Source organism: Amycolatopsis sp. A1MSW2902, assembly GCF_017312175.1.
In the GTDB taxonomy this organism is placed as follows: Bacteria; Actinomycetota; Actinomycetes; order Mycobacteriales; family Pseudonocardiaceae; genus Amycolatopsis; species Amycolatopsis nivea.
The window spans coordinates 4,665,663-4,683,356 of record NZ_QJPO01000001.1 but is presented as its reverse complement, the minus strand read 5'-3'; the positions used below and the strand labels follow the sequence as shown (position 1 = coordinate 4,683,356).

The following is a 17,694-nucleotide window of genomic DNA, read 5'->3' as shown; positions in this document are numbered from 1 at the left end:
GCGGCACACCCCAGTTAGTTCCGGATCGCTCAACGCCGACACGACGAGAACGCGACCGGCTCAACCGGCCGGTGGCACCGCTGCGCGGACATGCCCGTGCTGGGCACGGGTGGTCCCCGGTGCTGGCTCCGTTGCCCGTGTACCACGCCAGCACGCGTGAGATCGGCGGGCTGTTCCCGCTGCTGGTGGCCTGCCCGGTTCCCGCGGTCGGAGCGCGAATCGGCTACGACGTCCAGTCCGGCGGGGCGTTCTACTGCCACCCCGTCGAATGGGTGCTCCGCAACGGGCTCGCGACCAACCCGAACATCGCCCTGTTCGGCGAACCCGGACGGGGCAAGTCCTCGACGGTTGTCGCCTTTGTGCTGAGGATGCTCAACTTTGGCGTCCGCACCTTGATCAGCGGTGATGTCAAAGGCGAATACACCCCCGTCGTGCGCGCTCTCGGTGCCACGCCGATCGAACTCGGCGCTGGCAACCATGCCAGGGTCAACGCCCTCGACCTCGGACCGCTCACTGCCCGGTGGGACTCCTGGACCGCGCAGCGACAGCGGGACGAGCTTTCTAGCGTGCTCGGCCGCTGGGTGCAGTTGCTGGCGGCGCTGGCCGAATCGCAAGGACACGCACCGACCGTCAGCGACGAAGCCGCGATCGCCGCGGTTCTGCATCGGCTAGTAGGTGCCAGAGACGGCAACAGCCGCCTTCGGCCGATCACGATCCCGGACGTGCACCGCGAACTTGCCCACGCGGATACCGAGCTGTGGCACGACCTCCGCTACGCGCACCGGCACGACTTCCTCGACCGGCTCCGTCCGATGACCGACGCCCTGGCCAACCTCATCTCGGGCGCTCTCTCCGGACTGTTCGACGCGCCGACCACGGTCGCCATCGACTGGGCAGCACCGGTGCAGAGCATGGACCTCTCGCGCCTCCGCTCCCGCGGCGACACCGCCGTCGCCGTCGCGCTGACCTGCCTCGGTGCCTGGTCCTCCCTGGCCACCGACCTCCGCAACGACGGAGAAATTCGCATCGTCGTGCGCGACGAACTCTGGCGACAGCTGCGCCTAGGCCCCCGCTCGGTTGCCGCGATCGACGCGGAACTTCGGCTGTCGAGGCTGGAGCAGATCATCCAGATCCTGGTGCTGCACAAGCTTTCTGACCTGCTTTCTGTCGGAGCGAAGGGTTCGCAAGCTACCGCCATCGCGAGGGACCTGATCGCGCTCTGCTCGACGAGAGTCCTGTTTAGACAGTCAACGCGCGCCGCCGACGAACTCGCCGAAGCTCTGGCGCTGACCGGACCGGAACATCAGCGCCTGATCGGGCCGGTGAACGAACGACGCGGTCGAGCGCTGTGGAAGACGGAGAACCAGCCTGCTCATCTCGTTCAGACCGTGCTGTCCAGCTTCGAAAAACGCCTCTTTGACACCAACGCGCAACTGCGACCAGCGCCGAACGGACGGGGACGTTATGGCTAACAGCCGTATCCGACTGGAACCTTTGTCTGCAGTCCTGCACCGTGACCGCGAGGTCTACGTCGGCTGGGACGACCCATTGCAGACTTATTTCGCCCAGGTGCGCGACGGAACGGATGAGCACGGAGAAGACCGTCTCACCGTCGATGTCGGCGGGGGATTCGGCGACATTACGTACCCGGGTGGAGCGATCGCGGCAATCCGCCCGTACGCCGAGATCCCGGAGGACCTGGGCGAGCTGCTGAACATCAGCCGCGTGTCGACGACGCCGACGTACACCGACCTGCGGCCTGAATCGCGGAGCTACCAGCAAGACCGCCACCTCGAGTCAGAGCTCGGCAGGCTCTACCGCCCCGAAGGCTTCGTCACCGAACTCACCCGCGAGGACGTCACGCCGGTGCTCAACGAGCACGGTTGGACCGCCGCGGACATCCGCGCCACCGATGGCGGTCACGCCGAGACCTACCGCCGCGGCGACCAGGAGCTGTCCCTTTCCTGGACCTGGCCCGACCAGGACTACGACACAGAGCGCTTGCTGAGCCCGATTCGTGTCGACGGAGAGCGTTACGGCGTGGACTCGCGGGAAGCATTGTCCAGCACGCTGGCCGAAGGCAGCCCGGATTCGCAGACTCTCACTCCGGCAAGCGAAGAGCGGGTCGAGTCGCTGCTGACCGACATCTTCGCGGCCGACGAAACACAGACGGACGCCGAGCGGCTGGACAACGAGCGCGATTCCGGGCTGGACGCATCGTGGTTCGACGATCCGCCCTCCGACGATCACGGATTCCACTCAGGACTCGGAACCTAGGCATGGCGCGCGTACGCCGAACGAAGTGGAGGAGGTTCTGGAATGGACGATGAGACGGTACAACGGATTCGCCGATCTGCGCAGGTCGCGTACATGGATGTCTGGGAGAGCGCAGTCATCCCTGCCGGCGTGCATTCCGGAGGGCTGCAGTTCGGCATGGAGGCGGTCGAAGACCGGTCCGAGGCAGCGTATCGGGAGACGGTCATCGCGATGTGCGCCGAATTCGGCGCCGACGAACGCGACTACTATCGGGCTGACCCGGACGCGGCCGAGCGCTACGAGCCTGCATGCATGGCCGAGGAACCCGACTACCCCGGCGAGCACGACGCTTGCGCCGACGAAGACCGGATGATGGACGACCAGCTCCGGTCTGAGGACGACGACTTCGGCCAGAGCCTCGGATACTGACCGTGGCCAGGACGCGTGTGCTTCAGCGGGCCCGATGAACCGCCAAGGGAAAACCGTTGCCGGGGTCGTCGCGGGCATCGTGGTGGTGCTCTGCGGGTTTCTGCTCGCAGCCGCGATGGTCGCCGGCGTCCAGCCGGGCACGGCGATCGCCGCGTCCGGCTGCGGGCCTCCGTCCGGCGGGACTGGACGAATCGTCCGCGATCCGCCGGACGCAGAAGCAGCCAACATCGCCCGCACCATCGTCGGCGTGGTCCAGCAGCGACGGCTCCCTCGGAGGGCGGCCGTCATTGCCATCACGACCGGCCTGGTCGAGTCCCACCTGCACAACCTTGACCACGGCGACCGTGATTCCCTTGGCGTGTTTCAGCAACGACCCTCGCAAGGCTGGGGGAGCCGCGCAGAGATCCTCAATCCCGTGCACGCCACGAATATCTTTCTCGACCGGCTGTTGGCTGTTCCTGGATGGGAGACGCTACCGCCCGGCAAGGCAGAGCAAGCCGTGCAAAACAGCGGCTTCCCCGGCCGCTACGCGCCCCGAGAGCCCGAAGCAGTCCGCATCGTCGCGTCAATCTGGTCCGGCCCGGACAACCCTGCCCCGCACGCTCCCGTCGGAGCGTCGTCGACCGCCTGCGACGACGGCAAATCCAACGTTCCGCTCCCGCCCGGCAATGACCGCAAAACCCGCATGCCCGACGGCTTCGTCCTTCCTTCAGACCCGAAGCAAAGGGCTGCGGTCGGGTACGCCGCGGCGCAGGTGGGGAAGCGATACGTCTGGGGTGGCAAAGGCCCGGACGCCTTCGACTGTTCGGGCCTCATGCTCGCGGCGTGGGCCGCCGCTGGCGTCGGCATTCCAGCTTCCACCGTCGGACAGGTCACCGCCGGGCACGCTGTCCCCGACCAGTCCCAGCTGCAACCGGGCGACCTGGTGTTCATTCCCGGAGCGCTCGGCACGCCCGCTCGGCCGCGTCATGTCGGCATGTACGCCGGAGCCGGGCTGATTATCGACGCCTACGACGAGCAGCACGGAGTGATCATCGAGCACCTCGCCGATTGGTCCGCACGCATCGTCGTCATCCGCCGAGTCGTCGATCCGGCGACGCCCTCCCCGCCGCCAGGAGGGAGCCCGCACTGATGCCTGAGCGCGCGATCCCTCCCCGCACGGGAGGACCGCTACTGTGCCTCGCCACCGTTCTGAAACCGCCGGTGCCGACCGAGACATCGTGCTCGTCGCGCTGCTGGCCGGAGTCGGCCTGATCGCTTGCGCAGCGGTCTTCGCCCTGGCTGCCGCAGCGACGCTGACGACTGGATTCGCCACCGACACCTGGGCCTGGCCGCCCGTGCCACGCATGCTCAGACTCGCCGCACAAGTCGTTACCGACCCCGTCCATCCCGCTGCCGCGCTGACCGACCCGTGGGCATACGGCGTTTCCGGGCGGGAACTGGCTTTCTACGCCTACGCCACGGCCGTGGTGATGGTGCTGGCGAGTGTGACCGTCGGCGTGTCCATCCCAGCATGGCGTCGGCTCGCCCCCGCTCGCCCGGGCCACGCCAGTCGGCTCCAAGTCCGCCGAACCCTCACACCCGCAGCCGCCCGCCGCACTGCCGCGTGGACCCGGCCCGACCTGACTCCTGCGCAACGTCGGCGCGTCCCGGCCACGGAGATTTCCGCACCGCTGCCGCGCGGACCGTATCGGGAGCGCCTGGTCGTCTCGCTGGAGACGCCGACTGGCACGATCGCCCCGACTCGTTCCGGCAAATCCCGCACGGACCTTGTCCACAAAGCACTTGATGCGCCCGGTGCGTTGTTCGCGTCCACCACCAAGAACGACCTCGCCGAATGGTGCCTGCTCGCGCGTTCCCGCCGCGACCATGGTGGCACGGCCTGGCTGCTGGACATGACCGGAACCACCGCCTGGCCCCGCCACGTCCGATGGAACCCCATCGCCGGTTGCCACGAACCCGCTGTCGCGCTCCGCCGTTCCGAAACCCTGATCACGACCTCCGCACTCGGGCTTCAGGACGTCGGCGGCAACGACGCCGTCTTCCGTGGCCGCGCACGGATCGTGCTGCAGGCCTACCTGCTCGCGGCCGCTCGCCACCACCGCCGGATCGACGACCTCATCACCTGGGCCCTGACCAAGCCCGCCGACCAGGAACCAGCCGAACTGCTGCAGCGAGACTTCCCGCAGCTGGCGTACAACCTGCGCTCGGAAACCAGCATGGTCGCCGAAACCGCCGACGCGGTGTGGATGAGCGTGCGCCGCGCGCTGGAGCCATTCATGGACCCCGGCATCCGCGAGTTCTGCACCCCCGGCGGAGACGACCCGTTCGACATCGACACGCTTCTCGACACCGGCGGCAGCGTGTTCGTCATCGCCGGCCAGCACCCAGCGCCACAGGCCAGGCCCGTGCTGAGCGCGTTCGCCGAAGAGTTCCTCAGCCGGGTCCAAGAACGCGCCCTGCACCAGGAACACCGCCGCAACACACCGCCGGCCACCACGATCCTCGATGAACTCTATGAAGCCACCCCGGTTCCGCGACTGCCCGGATTCATCTCCGACATCGCCGGCCGCGGCGGACCTATCCATTGGTCTGCCCAATCCCGAGGGCAGCTCGACGAGCTCTACGGCGAGCACGGTCGCAAGACGCTGATCGACAACACACTCACGCTGTCGGTGTTCCCCGGCATCAAGGACGATCAGACGCTCGAGTGGCTCTCCACCATCAGCGGGCAGCACCGCCGCCGCACCTATCAGCATCACGCAGACGGCCTGCTCAGCACAGGCCGCGGCTCGATCGGCAGCGAAGACACCCCGACCTACCGTCCCGGCGACATCCGCACCCTCGACCGCGACCGGGTACTGATCCTGCACGGCAACCTCAAACCGATCCTCGGCCGCACCATCGACGTCACCCGACGTCCTGACTGGCCCCAGATCGAAGCCGACGTCGCCGCTATCCGCGCCGGGAACGCCCAGCACGAACTCGACCGCATCCAGGGCCGCGAATGAACGCCGACGACGACATTCCTGTCCCGGAAGGCGAGGACGACGGCCCGCAGCGCAGCGAGGCCGAGATCGCCGCCATGGTCGAACGGCTGTGGTCCGCAGCCCAAGGCCACGAGGCGCGGATCGAACATCTCCACGAACGGCTTCGCAAGCTCGAGGCCCAAGACGAATCAGACCCGCAGCATCTCGCTCGCTGGCTTACGTTCCCCGCACCGCCAGCCGCTGAAGACCCCGCCCACCAAGGCGAGACACCGTTGTTCACCATTGCGTGCTTCGTGCAGTACTACAACGAGGTCTACGTCGGACGGCCCGGCAGCCGCGCCGTCGCGATACCCGACTGCTGGCTCAACCACCCTGCGCTTCTCGCCGAAATCGCGACCCTGACCTACACCTGGCGCGCCGCCCACCTTGGTCGGCACGCGAGCGTCCGCGAGGCCCAGTACTGGCACGACCGGTGGCGACCCGCGTTCGCTGAACGCCTCGCGACCGAGTGGACTCACCCGCACTGTCTTACCGCGACGCACAAGCAGGTCGGTTCGGGCGATCTGAAGGACCGGTACACCGTCGAAGCGAGGTCTTCGCCCCAGCGGTCTTCCGACTGACTCGACGCACAGACGGAGTTGCCAAGCTTCATCGGCAGTCGTGTTTATGAGGGACCGGTGCTCCGTCGGGGCAAACGGCGCACCGGCCCTCGGCCCGCCTGGCGCGTAGGCGGGCCATCCGTGCTCCAGGGAGGAGCAGTACGGAAGCTTTGGGACTATGCCGAGCGGCACAGGCGGACGCGGTGCTTTGCTGCGTACTCGTCCACCAGCATCCGAGTGTCCATTTTGGATAGCGAGATGCTCTCCAACTCTTCGAGTATGTCGCTGTAGCTCCCGTCTTCGGCCATGAAAACAGAGGCCCCGTAGTTCGGAACGTGGACGAAGGGCCCGCTGTTGGTGCGGTACAGCGTGAACGCGCCCGCGCGGCCGGAATGTCCACGGGCGGCCGTAGGGACAACGCGGATGCTGACGGTCGAGGTTGGCGCGGCCATCCTGGCAAGGAAGCTGAACTGCTGAGTGACAGTTTCTGGCGATCCGGTCACGTCCGCGAGCGCGGTTTCGCTGACGTATGCCGTGAGTTGCCTTGGATGGACGACTTGCCGGTGTTCCGCACCGAGTTCTCCGATGAAGTGGACTTCGGCCTCTGGCCTCCCCGCAGCGATCAGGGCTTCGCGTTGGTAGTCCTCGTGCTGAACGAGATCGGGTATAAACAGTGGATGCCAGTCGGCCACGGATTGGGCCGTAGTTCCGCAGTCGGCAAGCATCGCGCAGCGGTCGTAGGCATAGTCGCGGCCCATGATGACAACCTCGGACGCAGTCAGTCCTGCCAATGCGAGAACGCGGCGCTTGTCGCTGCCGTGGACACCGAGTGCGCCGAGAATGTAGGCGACGTGGATGGCTGGTGCGGCGCGCAGACCGAGTTCCCAACTAGACAGCCTCGCTGGCGGGACCCCGATCTTTCGGGCAAGTTCGTTGAGGCCCCACGAAGCGCGTTCCCTCGCGGCACGCAACGCGGCTCCGAGCAGCGTCGCACGCGTGCTCCCCGCCATCGGCCCTTTGCTGGCTCTCATCGCGATTTAGCCTTCGCAGTTGTCATCGCCGCCTCCTCCGTTTGGACTTCACGGATCGGTCAGCGGACCTGTTCGGGAGGCTCCAGCCCTGTTGTTCGCGGTACGCCGCGTCGCAGGGCAGGCATTGCGTCGGTATGCAACGCGCCCGGCGTTGCTCATGCGGCGCGAACGCTGCAGCAGCTTCCTGACCGCAGAGCATGGTGATGTGTTCACCTGGCGCGGGGACCCTCGTGAGCCGCACGCGGTGCCACACTCCGTCGATGACCGGATGGACGTGCTCGAGGTAGATGAAGATCAACGCCGCCATTGACGACCGCTCCTCTCCTGGCCGGGCAGTCGCACAACAGTCCTCGCGCCTCGCGATACGGAGTTAAGATCACGAAGCAACGAGCGGAACGGGACCGAAGCACCCTTGCGGTTCAACGGAAATAGCCAGACCCGGAGCAGCCATGAGCAGTGCACCAGGAACATCGCTACCTCCTGCCTGCGACCTGCGGTGGTTTTGCTGTGCTGGGCTCAGAAAACCCCAACGCGAAGGACGTCGACACCGCGCTTGCAGGACTCTTGAGAACGGCCTGGCCGGTTGAAACGTCCCCGGGGACGTTTCCAAACGTGCTAGCCCAGAGGAGGGATTCATGGCGAACGACCGGCTTCGCACCGCCATGCTGGCGGCGAACCTGACCTTCGAGCAGTTGGCCGAGCGAGTCGACGCGCACCCGAAGACGGCAGAACGCTGGATCCGGGACGAGGTTGTGCCGCATCGAACGACCAGGCACCGGGTGCTCACCGTGCTGGAGGCACGTGAAGCCGACATCTGGCCATCCCTCAACGGCGTTGCCCGGCCGACGCCTGCCGAAACCGAGTTCGTCCATCTGTACCCGTCGCGCTCAGCCATTACGGGGGCAGCCTGGCAGGAACTTCTCGCGGGCGTCGAGGACCAGATGGACGTGCTGGTCTTCTCCGGGGTATTCCTGGTCGAACAGTACGACCTGGTGCCGTTGATCCGGAAGAAAGCTCAAGCGGGAGTCCGTTTCCGGCTCCTCGTAGGCGACGAGAAATCGGAGGCTGCCCAGCAGCGTGCGATCGACGAAGGCACGCCTGGCGGCCTCGAGGGCCGCATTCAGCTGATGCGCCGATACCTGGCCGAGGTGGCGGAACTCGATGGCGTCGAAATCCGCACGCACGGCACCACTCTGTACAACTCGATGTATCGATTCGATGACCAGCTTCTGGTGAATCCGCATGTGTACGGAGCGCTAGCCGGGCAGAGCCCTGTCCTGCAGTTCAAGCGCCATCCGAGCGGGACTGTGTGGGACCATTACCTGAAGTCGTTCGAGCAGGTGTGGCGGTGCGCAAAACCGGAGAAAGGGGAGGAGTAGTCATGGCCAGGATTGATTACGTCGACGACCCGGCGGCTCCGGCTGCGAACAGCGTAGTCCCGTCAGTCACTGTGGTGATCCGCAACGATCGCGGCGAAGTCCTTCTGATCCACAAGATCGACAACGACCTGTGGGCGCTGCCCGGCGGTGGGCACGATATCGGCGAGACCATCACGCAAACTGCGGTGCGCGAGGTAAAAGAGGAGACCAGGCTGGACGTCGAAATCATCCGGCTCACCGGCACGTATACGAACCCGCGGCATGTGATGGCCTACGACGACGGCGAAGTGCGCCAGCAGTTCTCGCTGTGCTTCGAGGGGCGAGTGATCGGCGGCGAACCCCGCGAAGACGGAGTGGAGACCAAAGCTGTTCAGTGGGTCGACCCGTCGCGGCTGGAAGACCTCACCATGCATCCGTCGATGAGGATGCGGATCGCGCACGCTCTAGACCCTGACAGGCTTCAGCCTTATCTTGGCTGATCATCGTTCAAGCGGCTATTCGTGCGTTCGACAGCCGCGCGCATGACAGGTGCCGCGACGAGCCAAGCCCGGTGGACCGGGTCGGAAGCGGGATAGCGGGAGAGGATCTCCGAAATTCTCTCGTTGCACGAGACCCGCTCTCCACCGGGGCCGACGGTCAAGTCGGCAGCGACCAGCGCGTCCAGGAGCGGACTGTCACGGAACGGGAATTCCGCGAGCTGGTCCGACATGCCCCTCTGCTCCGCTTCGAACCTCGCTCCGGAGTGATGCGCGACGAGGTTGACCACCACGTCGGACCAGCCGTTGGCCTTGAGATACCGCGCGCCGTCCAGCGGGTGGAACCCAGTGCGCCCGATTTCCGGTGAGTAACCGATGTCGTGCAGCCAGGCTGCGGCGACGAGGGTCGGCCGTTCGGACTCGTCGACCGCGTCGCCAAGCTCCTGCGCACGACTCGCGACGGCTTGCACGTGGTCCCACCGCCGCCCGAGCGGCTTGACGAACCTCTCGCTGACCTGGCGCGCGTGCGTCACGGATTCCATGGCACTCAACGCTACCGGTCGGCCTGGCTCACGCGCTTTCCGCATGCGACGTGATTAAGGTTCCGCCTGTCGGAGGCCCCGGATTGCAAGAGCGCCTTCCTCGCGGCTGTTCACCCGCGTCATGGCCCACGTAATGCGGATGAATAGCGGAAGCCGCGGCGCTGCTAGCGGATCTGTTCGGGTGCTATTGACCAATTACGATAGGCCGATCGCCATCGCCCTGTTTGTCGCTGGGACCCGATGGAGTCTGCTGCGGAACGACGGTTGCGGGGTCGGCGCAGGTGCTTGATTAGCGGGGGTCGTCGCCAGCCTGTTGCGCTGCAACGATCCGCCACCTCGCCAAATCCGTGCGGGCCTCCACTGTGATCAGGTCATCGGGACCCAGAACTCTCACCAAATCTCCGACGAAGCGCTCATAAGCAGCGATTGCCTCTTGCGCATTGCCGGAAAATCCGAAATCGCTCCGGAGCTGGCGGAGCCTGCGTTGCTGAACCAGCGCTCGTCTCGCCGTTTCCGAAGGCTGGCGTGCCTCCAAGGCTTCCATGAGCTGCGTATGCAAGCGGCTCAATCGACGGGTCTCCGAAGACAAGGCTTCAAGAAGCTCACGGACTTCCACCCCCGCCGCCGGTTCATCGGTACCGGCAGTGCTGCTCGTGCTCTCGGAAGCGTGCGCTTCGGTGTGGTCGGTCGCACCGGGCAACTCCAAGACGTCTCCCGCAGTCATACCCGCGATCCTTGCTACGACAGCATGAGAAGTCCGGCCGAGATTCTTGTCCGTGACGAGGCGCAATTCGGCCGCCGCGATCTCTTCTCCGGTAACACGGTGCAGTCGACTCATCGGTTCTCGCCTCCGTCCGCCTCTTGAATCAGTCTATCGAGCAGGTCGTCGGTGAACCCGGAGAGCAGTCGGTTGTCGTCGGCTGTCGCCAGCTCGGATCGCGCCAGCCTGGTCATCACTTTGAGACCGGCCACTCGCTTACTGGGCGAGTCGTCCAGCGCGAGATCCGCCGCCCAGGTGAACCGGCGCCACCACTCTTCTCGTCGGGCAGCGTCCTCGCGCTGCTTGGTGGCCCGATCGTTTGCGCGGGCACCCATTCGTGCACCGAGGAAGGCTCCGGCAACGGTCAGCAGCCCAAGCCCGAGGGTCACTCCCATCTGCAACCCTGACATCGCCCTCCCTCAACCCCTGGTCCGCCGAGCGGCAGACTACCCAGGTCGCAGAGAGCTGCTTCGTGCACGGCGGTCCGCCGCCTCCTGGCCCAGCCGTCTGCGAGTCGCTTCGTTCGCGCCGCAGGCTGTTGATGACGACAACACATAGCGGCACAACGGGGCGCGCACCGTGTCAAGCGACCAGATCGGCTTGCCAGGCGGGGTTGGGAACCGGCGTCACGTACAGCGGAGCTACTGGCAGGTACGGCGCGGCTTAGGCCGTGCCGTACGTGTTGTCGACGCCGATAGGGATCGCTTGCCCGAGATGGTGCCGCAGTGCGGTGCGGCCCGCACGTCAGCGTTCATTCCCAGCGTCGTTCGTCGCTGGAGCTTTCGCCATCGAATCAGCGAACTGGTGGCGGTCGATTGTCGGCAGGAACCCGACGGAACGACGTTCGCTGGTGACCGGGGCGTTGGCGGTCGGCAAATACGGCAGGTAGCTGAGCAGAGTCTTGATTGCATCGGCAGAAGGCTGTCACCGCACACGCGCTCGTTCCGTTGGCGGTGACCAACAGCGCGAGCCGCCTGCGAGCAGGTCCGATGCCCGGTGGCTGCCAGACCGGATTTCCCTGGCGATCCGCTCGTGCGAGCAGAACGCCACGGTCGCCTGGTGCTGTCCAGGACTCCCTCCCTCAGCCCGGTTTCCTGCTTGCAGACACCCTGTAAGGGCCACGGTCCACCTCGACATGCGCGCACAAATCATCGTCTAACATGCCCCCGCCACTCAACCGCCGCTGACGCGCGCGTCGGCACCGGCACCTGCCACACACCTGGCTGCCAGCCCTAGCTGCACCGCCGTGGCCGAACCTGCCCCGTCACAACCCTCTCCCACAGCCACAGCCACAGCCACAGCCACAGCGAGCCAGCCCAGCGCTGCTATCGCGTCACCAACGCCACCACCGCGACTGTCGCCCAGGCAGCCACAACCCAGTCTGGACCCAAACTGCTCGTCGCCGGTTTCGTCACGGCCGTCGCCTTCGGCTGCGTGCTGCTCTTGACGTAACGGAAGGAGTGACGGGCGGCCACCGCACCTTTCGTGAACGCCACAAGAATCAGCTGTCGGCCGGGGTCTTCTTTGCGAGCGCGGCGATGTAATCGAGTCCGGTGGCAGGATCTACCCAATCCAAGCCTGCGTCGCGGACCGTTATCCACGTCGCCCACCATCGCCATCGGTAGGTGACGCCGGCTGGGCGAACGAGCCAGAGTTCATCGTCTCTTTGCGATTCCAGCGACGCCAGGACTGCTCGTTGCCGGGCTCGTCGCTCACTTCGTCGAATCGCGCGGACATCGATTCGCACTACGCCAGGTCGACGAGTGAAAACGCGGCTGTACGCGACGCGCGCCGCGCCGAGCACAGCACGTACGGAGTCCGGCGTGACACGTTCCAGTTCTGACGGGTGGATGTCCGCATCCATAAAGCCAGGGTAGCTCTGCACGCACCAGAAAGCCGTCTCTCGAACTGATTGGCCGAGTCAGAACCCGTCCGGTGGCAAGGCGAGCATGTTGCTGGCGCCTCAGTAGGTGTGCTTGTGGCGCTCTCCTGCCGCGAGATCGCGGGTGTCGTCGTATTGCTCGGCTTCGAGGCCGGCGGAGACCGATTGCTGCACAGTTACGGTGCGGGAGCCAGCGTGGGCCCGCGCGTTTGTTCCAGCCTGGAACTCTTGGTCGAGCTGGTGTTCTCTGAGCCCTTTCTGGGATGGCAGTCCATCGTTGGCGAGGTGGTTCCATTGGTCTGTGAGGTAACGCCACGCACGCGCCTGCGCTCCGTTGGTCGTCGGTGGTTTCCCGAGCGGGCTGCTTCCAGCCTCACCATGGATGCCGAACGTTTCCCGGTAAGCGGCCGCCAGGGTCAGCGTCTGTTCCCATCGTGCTGCCCGCGCTGGCGCGTCCGGACGCGGGCCGAGACTGGCTGCCCACCGCGGTGGCTCTGTGACAACGTGGCGCTTGATGACGGCGGTTCGGTCGCGGATTTCGGCATGGGCGAGTTCGAGCCGAGTCAAGCGGCTTCGGCGTTCGCCCGGCGTGAGGATGTCGGTACGCGCGATCCAGGGGAGTGACGGCAATCCCGCGTCATTCGCGCGCTGGCGGTGTGTGAGTTCGGCGACCAGCGTCGTGGCAACCCGCGCAGGGAGTTCGGATGAGTTCGATGGCTCGTCGAGTGCGACTTTGCGTAACGCTGTGGCGAGAGCGGCCTCCGGATCGAGGAACGCGGCGGTTCCTGCGGCAGCGTGTCTCCAGACGATGGTCCACTCCTCGGCGAATACGGTGGCGTGTGGGAGCTTCTGTGCGGCGAGTTGCTGCCAACGGCGGACCTCGTCTTCGGTCGGGTTTGCCGTTCGGGCTGGCGGCCGACGGTTGGTGCGGTAGTTGCGCAGAGCGGCCAGCAGTGCGAGACCGGGTGCCTCGGCCCAGGTGAAGTCGTTGCCGCGGGTGACTGCTCGGAGCAGGCGTTCTGCTTGCCAGCCTTGGTCTTGGGCGTCGGCGAGGACATTGAGGATCGCGTGTTCGGCACCGCTGTTGACGGTGGCCGGAACGTATCGGGCGAGCAGGTCGAGGTAGCGGTCTTCATCTCCGGCGCGGGCGAGTTGCTCGTAGCGCTTGACCAGAACGTCGAGCGTTTCGGCGTGGTCCTCATGTTGGGCGTCAAGGTAGTCGAGCACGTCGTCGGCGGAGAATTCGGCAGTTTGGCTTGTTGTTGCGGGCCTGGCTGGGGGAGCGGGGGTGCCGTAGCGGGTCCAGCGGAGGTTGAGTTCGTCCCAGCTCTTTGCGCGTGAGCCGTGGGTCTCGGGTCGTGGTCCAAGGGGGCTGTCGGTCTCGAGTTGGTAGGTCTCGCGGTAGGCGGCAGTGAGTCCGACGAGTTCGTCCCATTCCCATGCGATGATGGGGTTGTCGGGCCGGGGGCCGAGGCGGGCTGTCCAAGGTGGTGGGTTGCGGATGGCTTCGGCACGGAGGTGTTCGAGGCGGTCGTGGATGGCGTCGTTCATCTCGGCGAGGTATTCGCGTCGGCCGGGCTGGGTGCGGGCTGCGGCGAGGTCGGGGCGGGATTGCCAGGGGAGCGTGCGGGTGTGGACTTGGCCGCGGTCGTTTTGGGCGTCGAGTTCGCGGAGCAGGGTGTTGGCGGCGTAGGTGTGGTCGGGCATGGGGTCGGGGGAGCCGCGGCCGTCGAGAAGGTGCCGGGCGGCGAGGTGGTGCGCGGTCGTGGTGAGGGCGGCTTCGACGTCGTGGCCGAGTGCGATGGCTCCCGTGGCAATGCGCCAGACGCGGTTCCAGCGTAGGTCTTCCACGTCGGCGTCGGGCGCGATCGCGTCGAAGGCTGTGCGCCATCGGAGGATGTCGTGCGGATCGGGGTGGCCTGCGGGCGGTTCGGTCGTGGCGCTGGAGAGGAATTTGGTGATGCGCGAGGCGAGGACTGCGGCGGGGTCGTCGGTTCCGGTGAGGGGTGATCCGGCAGCGAGGCGGGGGAGGAGTTGTTCGGCGCTCCAGCCGAGGTCGTTGGCGTTGCGGAGGGTCTGGACGAGCGCTGCTTCGGCTTTGGTGTCGAGGGTTTCGGGGGCGTGCCGAGCAAGTGCGTGCAGGTAGGTGTCTTCGTCGAGATAGGTGGCGGCGTAGTTGTAGTGGTCGACGAGCGTCGCGAGCGAGACTACGCGGTTGAGGCTCTCGCGGTACACCTCGGTCGCGGACGGCTCGACGCTGGTGTGTTTCAGGACGCCGACGAGCACGTTGCGCGCGGCCTTGATCGGGTCGGGGTCGACCTCAGGTGTCTTCTGATGGAGATCGATGACGTGGTGGTGGGTGACGACGTAGAGGAAGTTCTCCTCTTGCGCGCGGGTGATCGCAGGGTAGAACTGCTCGCGGGTCATGGTCGGCGGGACGAGGGAGTGGGAGTTGCCGGAACTGGTCATCCCCTGGATCCGGTTCACCGTGGCTGCGTAAGCGAGTTCCACATACCGGCTGACGTAGTTGCGGGGCAACGTGGTCCGGGCACCGTGTTCGACGTGGCGGACGGTGAGTTGGCCGCCTTCGTGTGCTTTGACGACGCGCCACGTGTCGCCGTTCTTGACGAAGTCCGTACCGCCGAAGAGGCTCAGGCGTCGGCGGTTGTGCCGGGTGACGATCGTGTCTCCGGTGCTGGCTTGAGTCCCGTCGTGCAGGTCGATTTCAGGGCCTACGGGCTCGTTGCAACGGCGCAGGCGGATTGCGCGGCCTTCCAGGTTCAGCGCGACGGTGTCTTCGTTGGTGGGCACGATCAGCAGGGACTCGGTTCCGGACCGCAGGTCGCGCCGCCACCGGTTGAGCGCGGCGGCGCGCATCGTTTCGACAGAGCCGGAGAAGACCCGCCCACTGTCCTGGTAGTAGTCGATGCCCTTGTCGTTCCCCGCTCGGATGAGAAGGGACGCCGTGGCTTGTTCCTTGCTGTCGTGGCCTTTGAACCGCACGACTTCCGAGAACCGGACCGCGCCGACGTCGAGCGCGATGAGCCGGATAGCGCCGCCGGCCTCGACTGCGGCGAGTTGCCGGTCGTCGCCGATCAGCCGTACGTCGGCACCGCGGTTCAGTGCGTAGGTGACGACTGTGTGGAGTGTGTGGGTGCCGGCCATCGCGGCTTCGTCGACGAGGACGAGGTCGCCTTCGGCGATGGGGAATTTCTTTTCGGCGACGCCATGTTCGAGCGCAGTGGGGAGTTGGTGCAGTGTGTGCGGGCGGGCTCTGATCGATACGCCGAGCCCGAGCGCCGCCCGCGCGGACGGGCCGAACGCGTAGACCTGTCGTCCTTGGGAACGCCAGAGGTCGGCCAGAACCTTCATTGCGGCGGTCTTGCCTGCGCCCGCGGGAGCGAGCGCCAGTTGCAGTCGTCTGCGTGAGCTGGCGAACTCGGTGACCATTCGACGCTGGCCCTCGTTGAGGTTCGAAGAGCGGAGCGCCTTGCGTACAGCGCGTGCTGGAACCCGGTAACCGCCGCGGCGTTTGGCCCACGCGACGAAGTCGCCTTCCTCCGCCAGAGTTTTCGTGGTGGTGTAGCGAGTGGAATGGTGTTCGTGGAAGACCGACTCTCCCGAACGTCTCCGCAGGAAAGGTGCCTCGGCGACGAGCGTCGCGCCTTCCAGAGCGAGGGTGGTTTGCGCTGAAAGCGCGCGGTTCACGATGCGGTCGATGAGTTCGGCCCGAGTGCTGGCGGGGACAGTAAGCCGGGCTGTCTGGCGGTGTGCTTCTGACTCGAGATGCCACCGGGTGAAGTGCGCGTACTTCGCGTTGACCGCGGCTACGGTGGCTTTGGCGATGGCGTCGAGATCGTGTTCCGTCTGCGATTCTGCGGCTGGAGCAGGGCTGCGGGTGAAGACCCGCTGTCCTAGCTTGTCGACAGCCTCCTGGCCTACGAGGTCGCGGGCGAAGTCGAGCCAGTCGTCGGTGTGCTCGGCCAACGACTTCGGCGGCGGTTTGCCAGGGCGGCCGTCCAGTTTGGCGGCACGGTCGATGGCGAAGATCTCCTTCGGGCGCGGTTCGCGTCCATGGAGATTCCGGAACTCGACGATCCGGCGTGCTCGGGCCGCTTCGAACTGACGCGTTCGTTGCGAGAAGCCTTTGACCAGCGGGAGAGGGACGGCAGCCAGCTGCCAGATTTTGCGGTTGTGGTCGACCCCGTTGGCGGGCCGTTGTGTCCACCGCGCGCCGTGCTCGCGGAACAGGTCGCGGGTGCGGGTGTCGAAAAACTCCGAGGCTGTGACGGTGCCAGCGAGCATCGGACGGCCGTCGAGTGCTGTCCACTTGCCGTCTTCGGAGCGGCGGACCTTGGTCGCGATCAAGGCGTGGAAGTGCAGATGCGGGTCGCCTGCTCGGCTTTCCCAATGCTCGAAAACCGCTACGGTGAGCCCGTCGACGTCGACTTGAGCCTGGCCCTGGTTGCCGGCTCGGGTGAAGGCGAGGTTCTGTTCGACGTAGACCAGGGTGTCCCGCATCGCTTGCCTGACCAGGTTTGCGATCAGTTCGCGTTCCTCCGGCGGTGCCAGTGCCCAGGCGACGGACACGGATTTGTCGGGTGCGAACACGAACTCGAAGCCGGACACTGCTTTGCGGAGCTTTCGTTGCTCCTCTGCCAGCCACGTTTCCAGGGCGGTCGGATCGATCGGGCCTTTGGTGCCAGTTGCTTCGCGGTAGATCTGTTCTTGGACCGCTCGCCTGATCTGATGCCGTGTCTCGGCGTCGATCGGCGCACCGACCGGACGGCCATGCTCGCGGTTGTAGTCCTTGTACGCCTGGGCGGTCTGTACTCGCATGAGGTCCAGGCCGCTGTAGACCGGAAACCCGCGGCCCAGCCTTGTCGCACGCAGTGCTTCGGCTGCTGTGGCACCGTCGGCGATCATTTCGTTCTCGATCGCGTCGGCGTTCGGATGACGGCCTTCGCCGAAGAGCGCCTTCATCTGCGCAGGCTTGATTTCGCCGGTGAGCCCGAAAATCTGCGCACCGGCGCCGAACCATTCGCCTGCCGGGTAACCGTGGGAGAGGTAGTACCCGCTCAACAACTCGCCGGGGTCGAGCCGGCGGTCGTGGCACGCGATCGCGTTGGTGAGGTACTCATGATCACCAGGGCTCAGCTTGCGCGAGCCGATCACTGAGATCGAGCGTACGCCGCAAAATCACTGACGCCCACCTGACTCAGAGGATCTGCAAGATGTCCTGTGAGTGCCGTGGGCCGGTGCGGGCGGCGCGGGGGCTGGGGCGCGGTGGTGATGGTGTCGGCGGCAGGGCGGCGGGTGTGCGGCTGAAGCGTGACGGCGGGTGCTGAAA

15 protein-coding genes are annotated in these 17,694 nt (G+C 66.1%); 8 read left to right on the top strand and 7 right to left on the bottom strand.

Annotation, left to right across the window (positions count from 1 at the left end; genetic code table 11):
- Positions 1-119: 119 nt before the first annotated feature.
- The 6 genes from DMP23_RS21315 (at position 120) to DMP23_RS21290 (ending at position 6,295) form a co-directional block, all read left to right on the top strand.
- Entirely contained in the window at positions 120-1,472 is a 1,353-nt protein-coding gene (locus tag DMP23_RS21315) for an ATP-binding protein (RefSeq protein ID WP_337822302.1), read from the top strand.
- 22 nt (positions 1,473-1,494) lie between these two features.
- Positions 1,495-2,277 carry a hypothetical protein gene (locus DMP23_RS21310; protein ID WP_337822301.1) on the top strand — a complete coding sequence of 261 codons (783 nt, stop codon included), beginning with the start codon at positions 1,495-1,497 and terminating at the stop codon, positions 2,275-2,277.
- 42 nt (positions 2,278-2,319) lie between these two features.
- Positions 2,320-2,685 carry a hypothetical protein gene (locus DMP23_RS21305; RefSeq protein WP_337822300.1) on the top strand — a complete coding sequence of 122 codons (366 nt, stop codon included), beginning with the start codon at positions 2,320-2,322 and terminating at the stop codon, positions 2,683-2,685.
- A gap of 115 nt (positions 2,686-2,800) precedes the next feature.
- Complete coding sequence (locus tag DMP23_RS21300) at positions 2,801-3,817, top strand: C40 family peptidase (RefSeq protein WP_337822299.1); 1,017 nt, start codon at positions 2,801-2,803, stop codon at positions 3,815-3,817.
- Between the two features lie 43 nt (positions 3,818-3,860).
- A complete protein-coding gene (locus DMP23_RS21295; protein ID WP_337822298.1) occupies positions 3,861-5,696 on the top strand; it encodes a type IV secretory system conjugative DNA transfer family protein in 1,836 nt (611 codons plus the stop codon).
- On the top strand, positions 5,693-6,295 hold the full coding sequence (locus DMP23_RS21290; protein ID WP_337822297.1) for a hypothetical protein: 603 nt from the start codon (positions 5,693-5,695) through the stop codon (positions 6,293-6,295). Before DMP23_RS21295 ends, DMP23_RS21290 begins: the two co-directional genes overlap by 4 nt.
- 155 nt (positions 6,296-6,450) lie before the next feature.
- On the opposite strand, the gene DMP23_RS21285 is transcribed toward DMP23_RS21290, so the two are convergent.
- Positions 6,451-7,284: a helix-turn-helix domain-containing protein gene (locus DMP23_RS21285; protein WP_337822296.1), complete on the bottom strand. Its 834-nt coding sequence runs from the start codon at positions 7,282-7,284 to the stop codon at positions 6,451-6,453.
- A 43-nt stretch (positions 7,285-7,327) separates the two neighbouring features.
- Positions 7,328-7,612 carry a zinc finger protein gene (locus tag DMP23_RS21280; RefSeq protein WP_337822295.1) on the bottom strand — a complete coding sequence of 95 codons (285 nt, stop codon included), beginning with the start codon at positions 7,610-7,612 and terminating at the stop codon, positions 7,328-7,330.
- A 328-nt stretch (positions 7,613-7,940) separates the two neighbouring features.
- On the opposite strand from DMP23_RS21280, the gene DMP23_RS21275 reads away from it, so the two are divergent.
- On the top strand, positions 7,941-8,684 hold the full coding sequence (locus DMP23_RS21275) for a helix-turn-helix domain-containing protein (RefSeq protein WP_337822294.1): 744 nt from the start codon (positions 7,941-7,943) through the stop codon (positions 8,682-8,684).
- Positions 8,685-8,686: 2 nt separating this feature from the next.
- Positions 8,687-9,163, top strand: coding sequence for an NUDIX hydrolase (locus DMP23_RS21270; protein ID WP_337822293.1), 477 nt, complete (start codon positions 8,687-8,689; stop codon positions 9,161-9,163).
- On the opposite strand, the gene DMP23_RS21265 is transcribed toward DMP23_RS21270, so the two are convergent.
- The 5 genes from DMP23_RS21265 to mobF form a co-directional block, all read right to left on the bottom strand.
- Positions 9,151-9,702: an HD domain-containing protein gene (locus tag DMP23_RS21265; RefSeq protein ID WP_337822292.1), complete on the bottom strand. Its 552-nt coding sequence runs from the start codon at positions 9,700-9,702 to the stop codon at positions 9,151-9,153. The genes DMP23_RS21270 and DMP23_RS21265 overlap by 13 nt on opposite strands.
- A 289-nt stretch (positions 9,703-9,991) precedes the next feature.
- Entirely contained in the window at positions 9,992-10,540 is a 549-nt protein-coding gene (locus tag DMP23_RS21260; protein ID WP_337822291.1) for a hypothetical protein, read from the bottom strand.
- Positions 10,537-10,872 carry a hypothetical protein gene (locus DMP23_RS21255; protein ID WP_337822290.1) on the bottom strand — a complete coding sequence of 112 codons (336 nt, stop codon included), beginning with the start codon at positions 10,870-10,872 and terminating at the stop codon, positions 10,537-10,539. The genes DMP23_RS21260 and DMP23_RS21255 overlap by 4 nt, the downstream gene beginning before the upstream one ends.
- Positions 10,873-11,963: 1,091 nt before the next feature.
- Positions 11,964-12,326: a hypothetical protein gene (locus tag DMP23_RS21250; protein WP_337822289.1), complete on the bottom strand. Its 363-nt coding sequence runs from the start codon at positions 12,324-12,326 to the stop codon at positions 11,964-11,966.
- Positions 12,327-12,425: 99 nt separating this feature from the next.
- Positions 12,426-17,519: a MobF family relaxase gene (gene mobF / locus DMP23_RS21245; RefSeq protein ID WP_337822288.1), complete on the bottom strand. Its 5,094-nt coding sequence runs from the start codon at positions 17,517-17,519 to the stop codon at positions 12,426-12,428.
- Positions 17,520-17,694 lie beyond the last annotated feature (175 nt).

What these genes read in the sequence shown, in the direction of transcription:
- DMP23_RS21305 (WP_337822300.1), top strand. Translation starts at nt 2,320, where the DNA reads ATGGACGATGAGACGGTACAACGGATTCGCCGATCTGCGCAGGTCGCG.
- DMP23_RS21300 (WP_337822299.1), top strand. Translation starts at nt 2,801, where the DNA reads ATGGTCGCCGGCGTCCAGCCGGGCACGGCGATCGCCGCGTCCGGCTGC.
- DMP23_RS21290 (WP_337822297.1), top strand. Translation starts at nt 5,693, where the DNA reads ATGAACGCCGACGACGACATTCCTGTCCCGGAAGGCGAGGACGACGGC.
- DMP23_RS21285 (WP_337822296.1), bottom strand. Translation starts at nt 7,284, where the DNA reads ATGGCGGGGAGCACGCGTGCGACGCTGCTCGGAGCCGCGTTGCGTGCC.
- DMP23_RS21280 (WP_337822295.1), bottom strand. Translation starts at nt 7,612, where the DNA reads ATGGCGGCGTTGATCTTCATCTACCTCGAGCACGTCCATCCGGTCATC.
- DMP23_RS21275 (WP_337822294.1), top strand. Translation starts at nt 7,941, where the DNA reads ATGGCGAACGACCGGCTTCGCACCGCCATGCTGGCGGCGAACCTGACC.
- DMP23_RS21270 (WP_337822293.1), top strand. Translation starts at nt 8,687, where the DNA reads ATGGCCAGGATTGATTACGTCGACGACCCGGCGGCTCCGGCTGCGAAC.
- DMP23_RS21265 (WP_337822292.1), bottom strand. Translation starts at nt 9,702, where the DNA reads ATGGAATCCGTGACGCACGCGCGCCAGGTCAGCGAGAGGTTCGTCAAG.
- DMP23_RS21260 (WP_337822291.1), bottom strand. Translation starts at nt 10,540, where the DNA reads ATGAGTCGACTGCACCGTGTTACCGGAGAAGAGATCGCGGCGGCCGAA.
- DMP23_RS21255 (WP_337822290.1), bottom strand. Translation starts at nt 10,872, where the DNA reads ATGTCAGGGTTGCAGATGGGAGTGACCCTCGGGCTTGGGCTGCTGACC.
- DMP23_RS21250 (WP_337822289.1), bottom strand. Translation starts at nt 12,326, where the DNA reads ATGGATGCGGACATCCACCCGTCAGAACTGGAACGTGTCACGCCGGAC.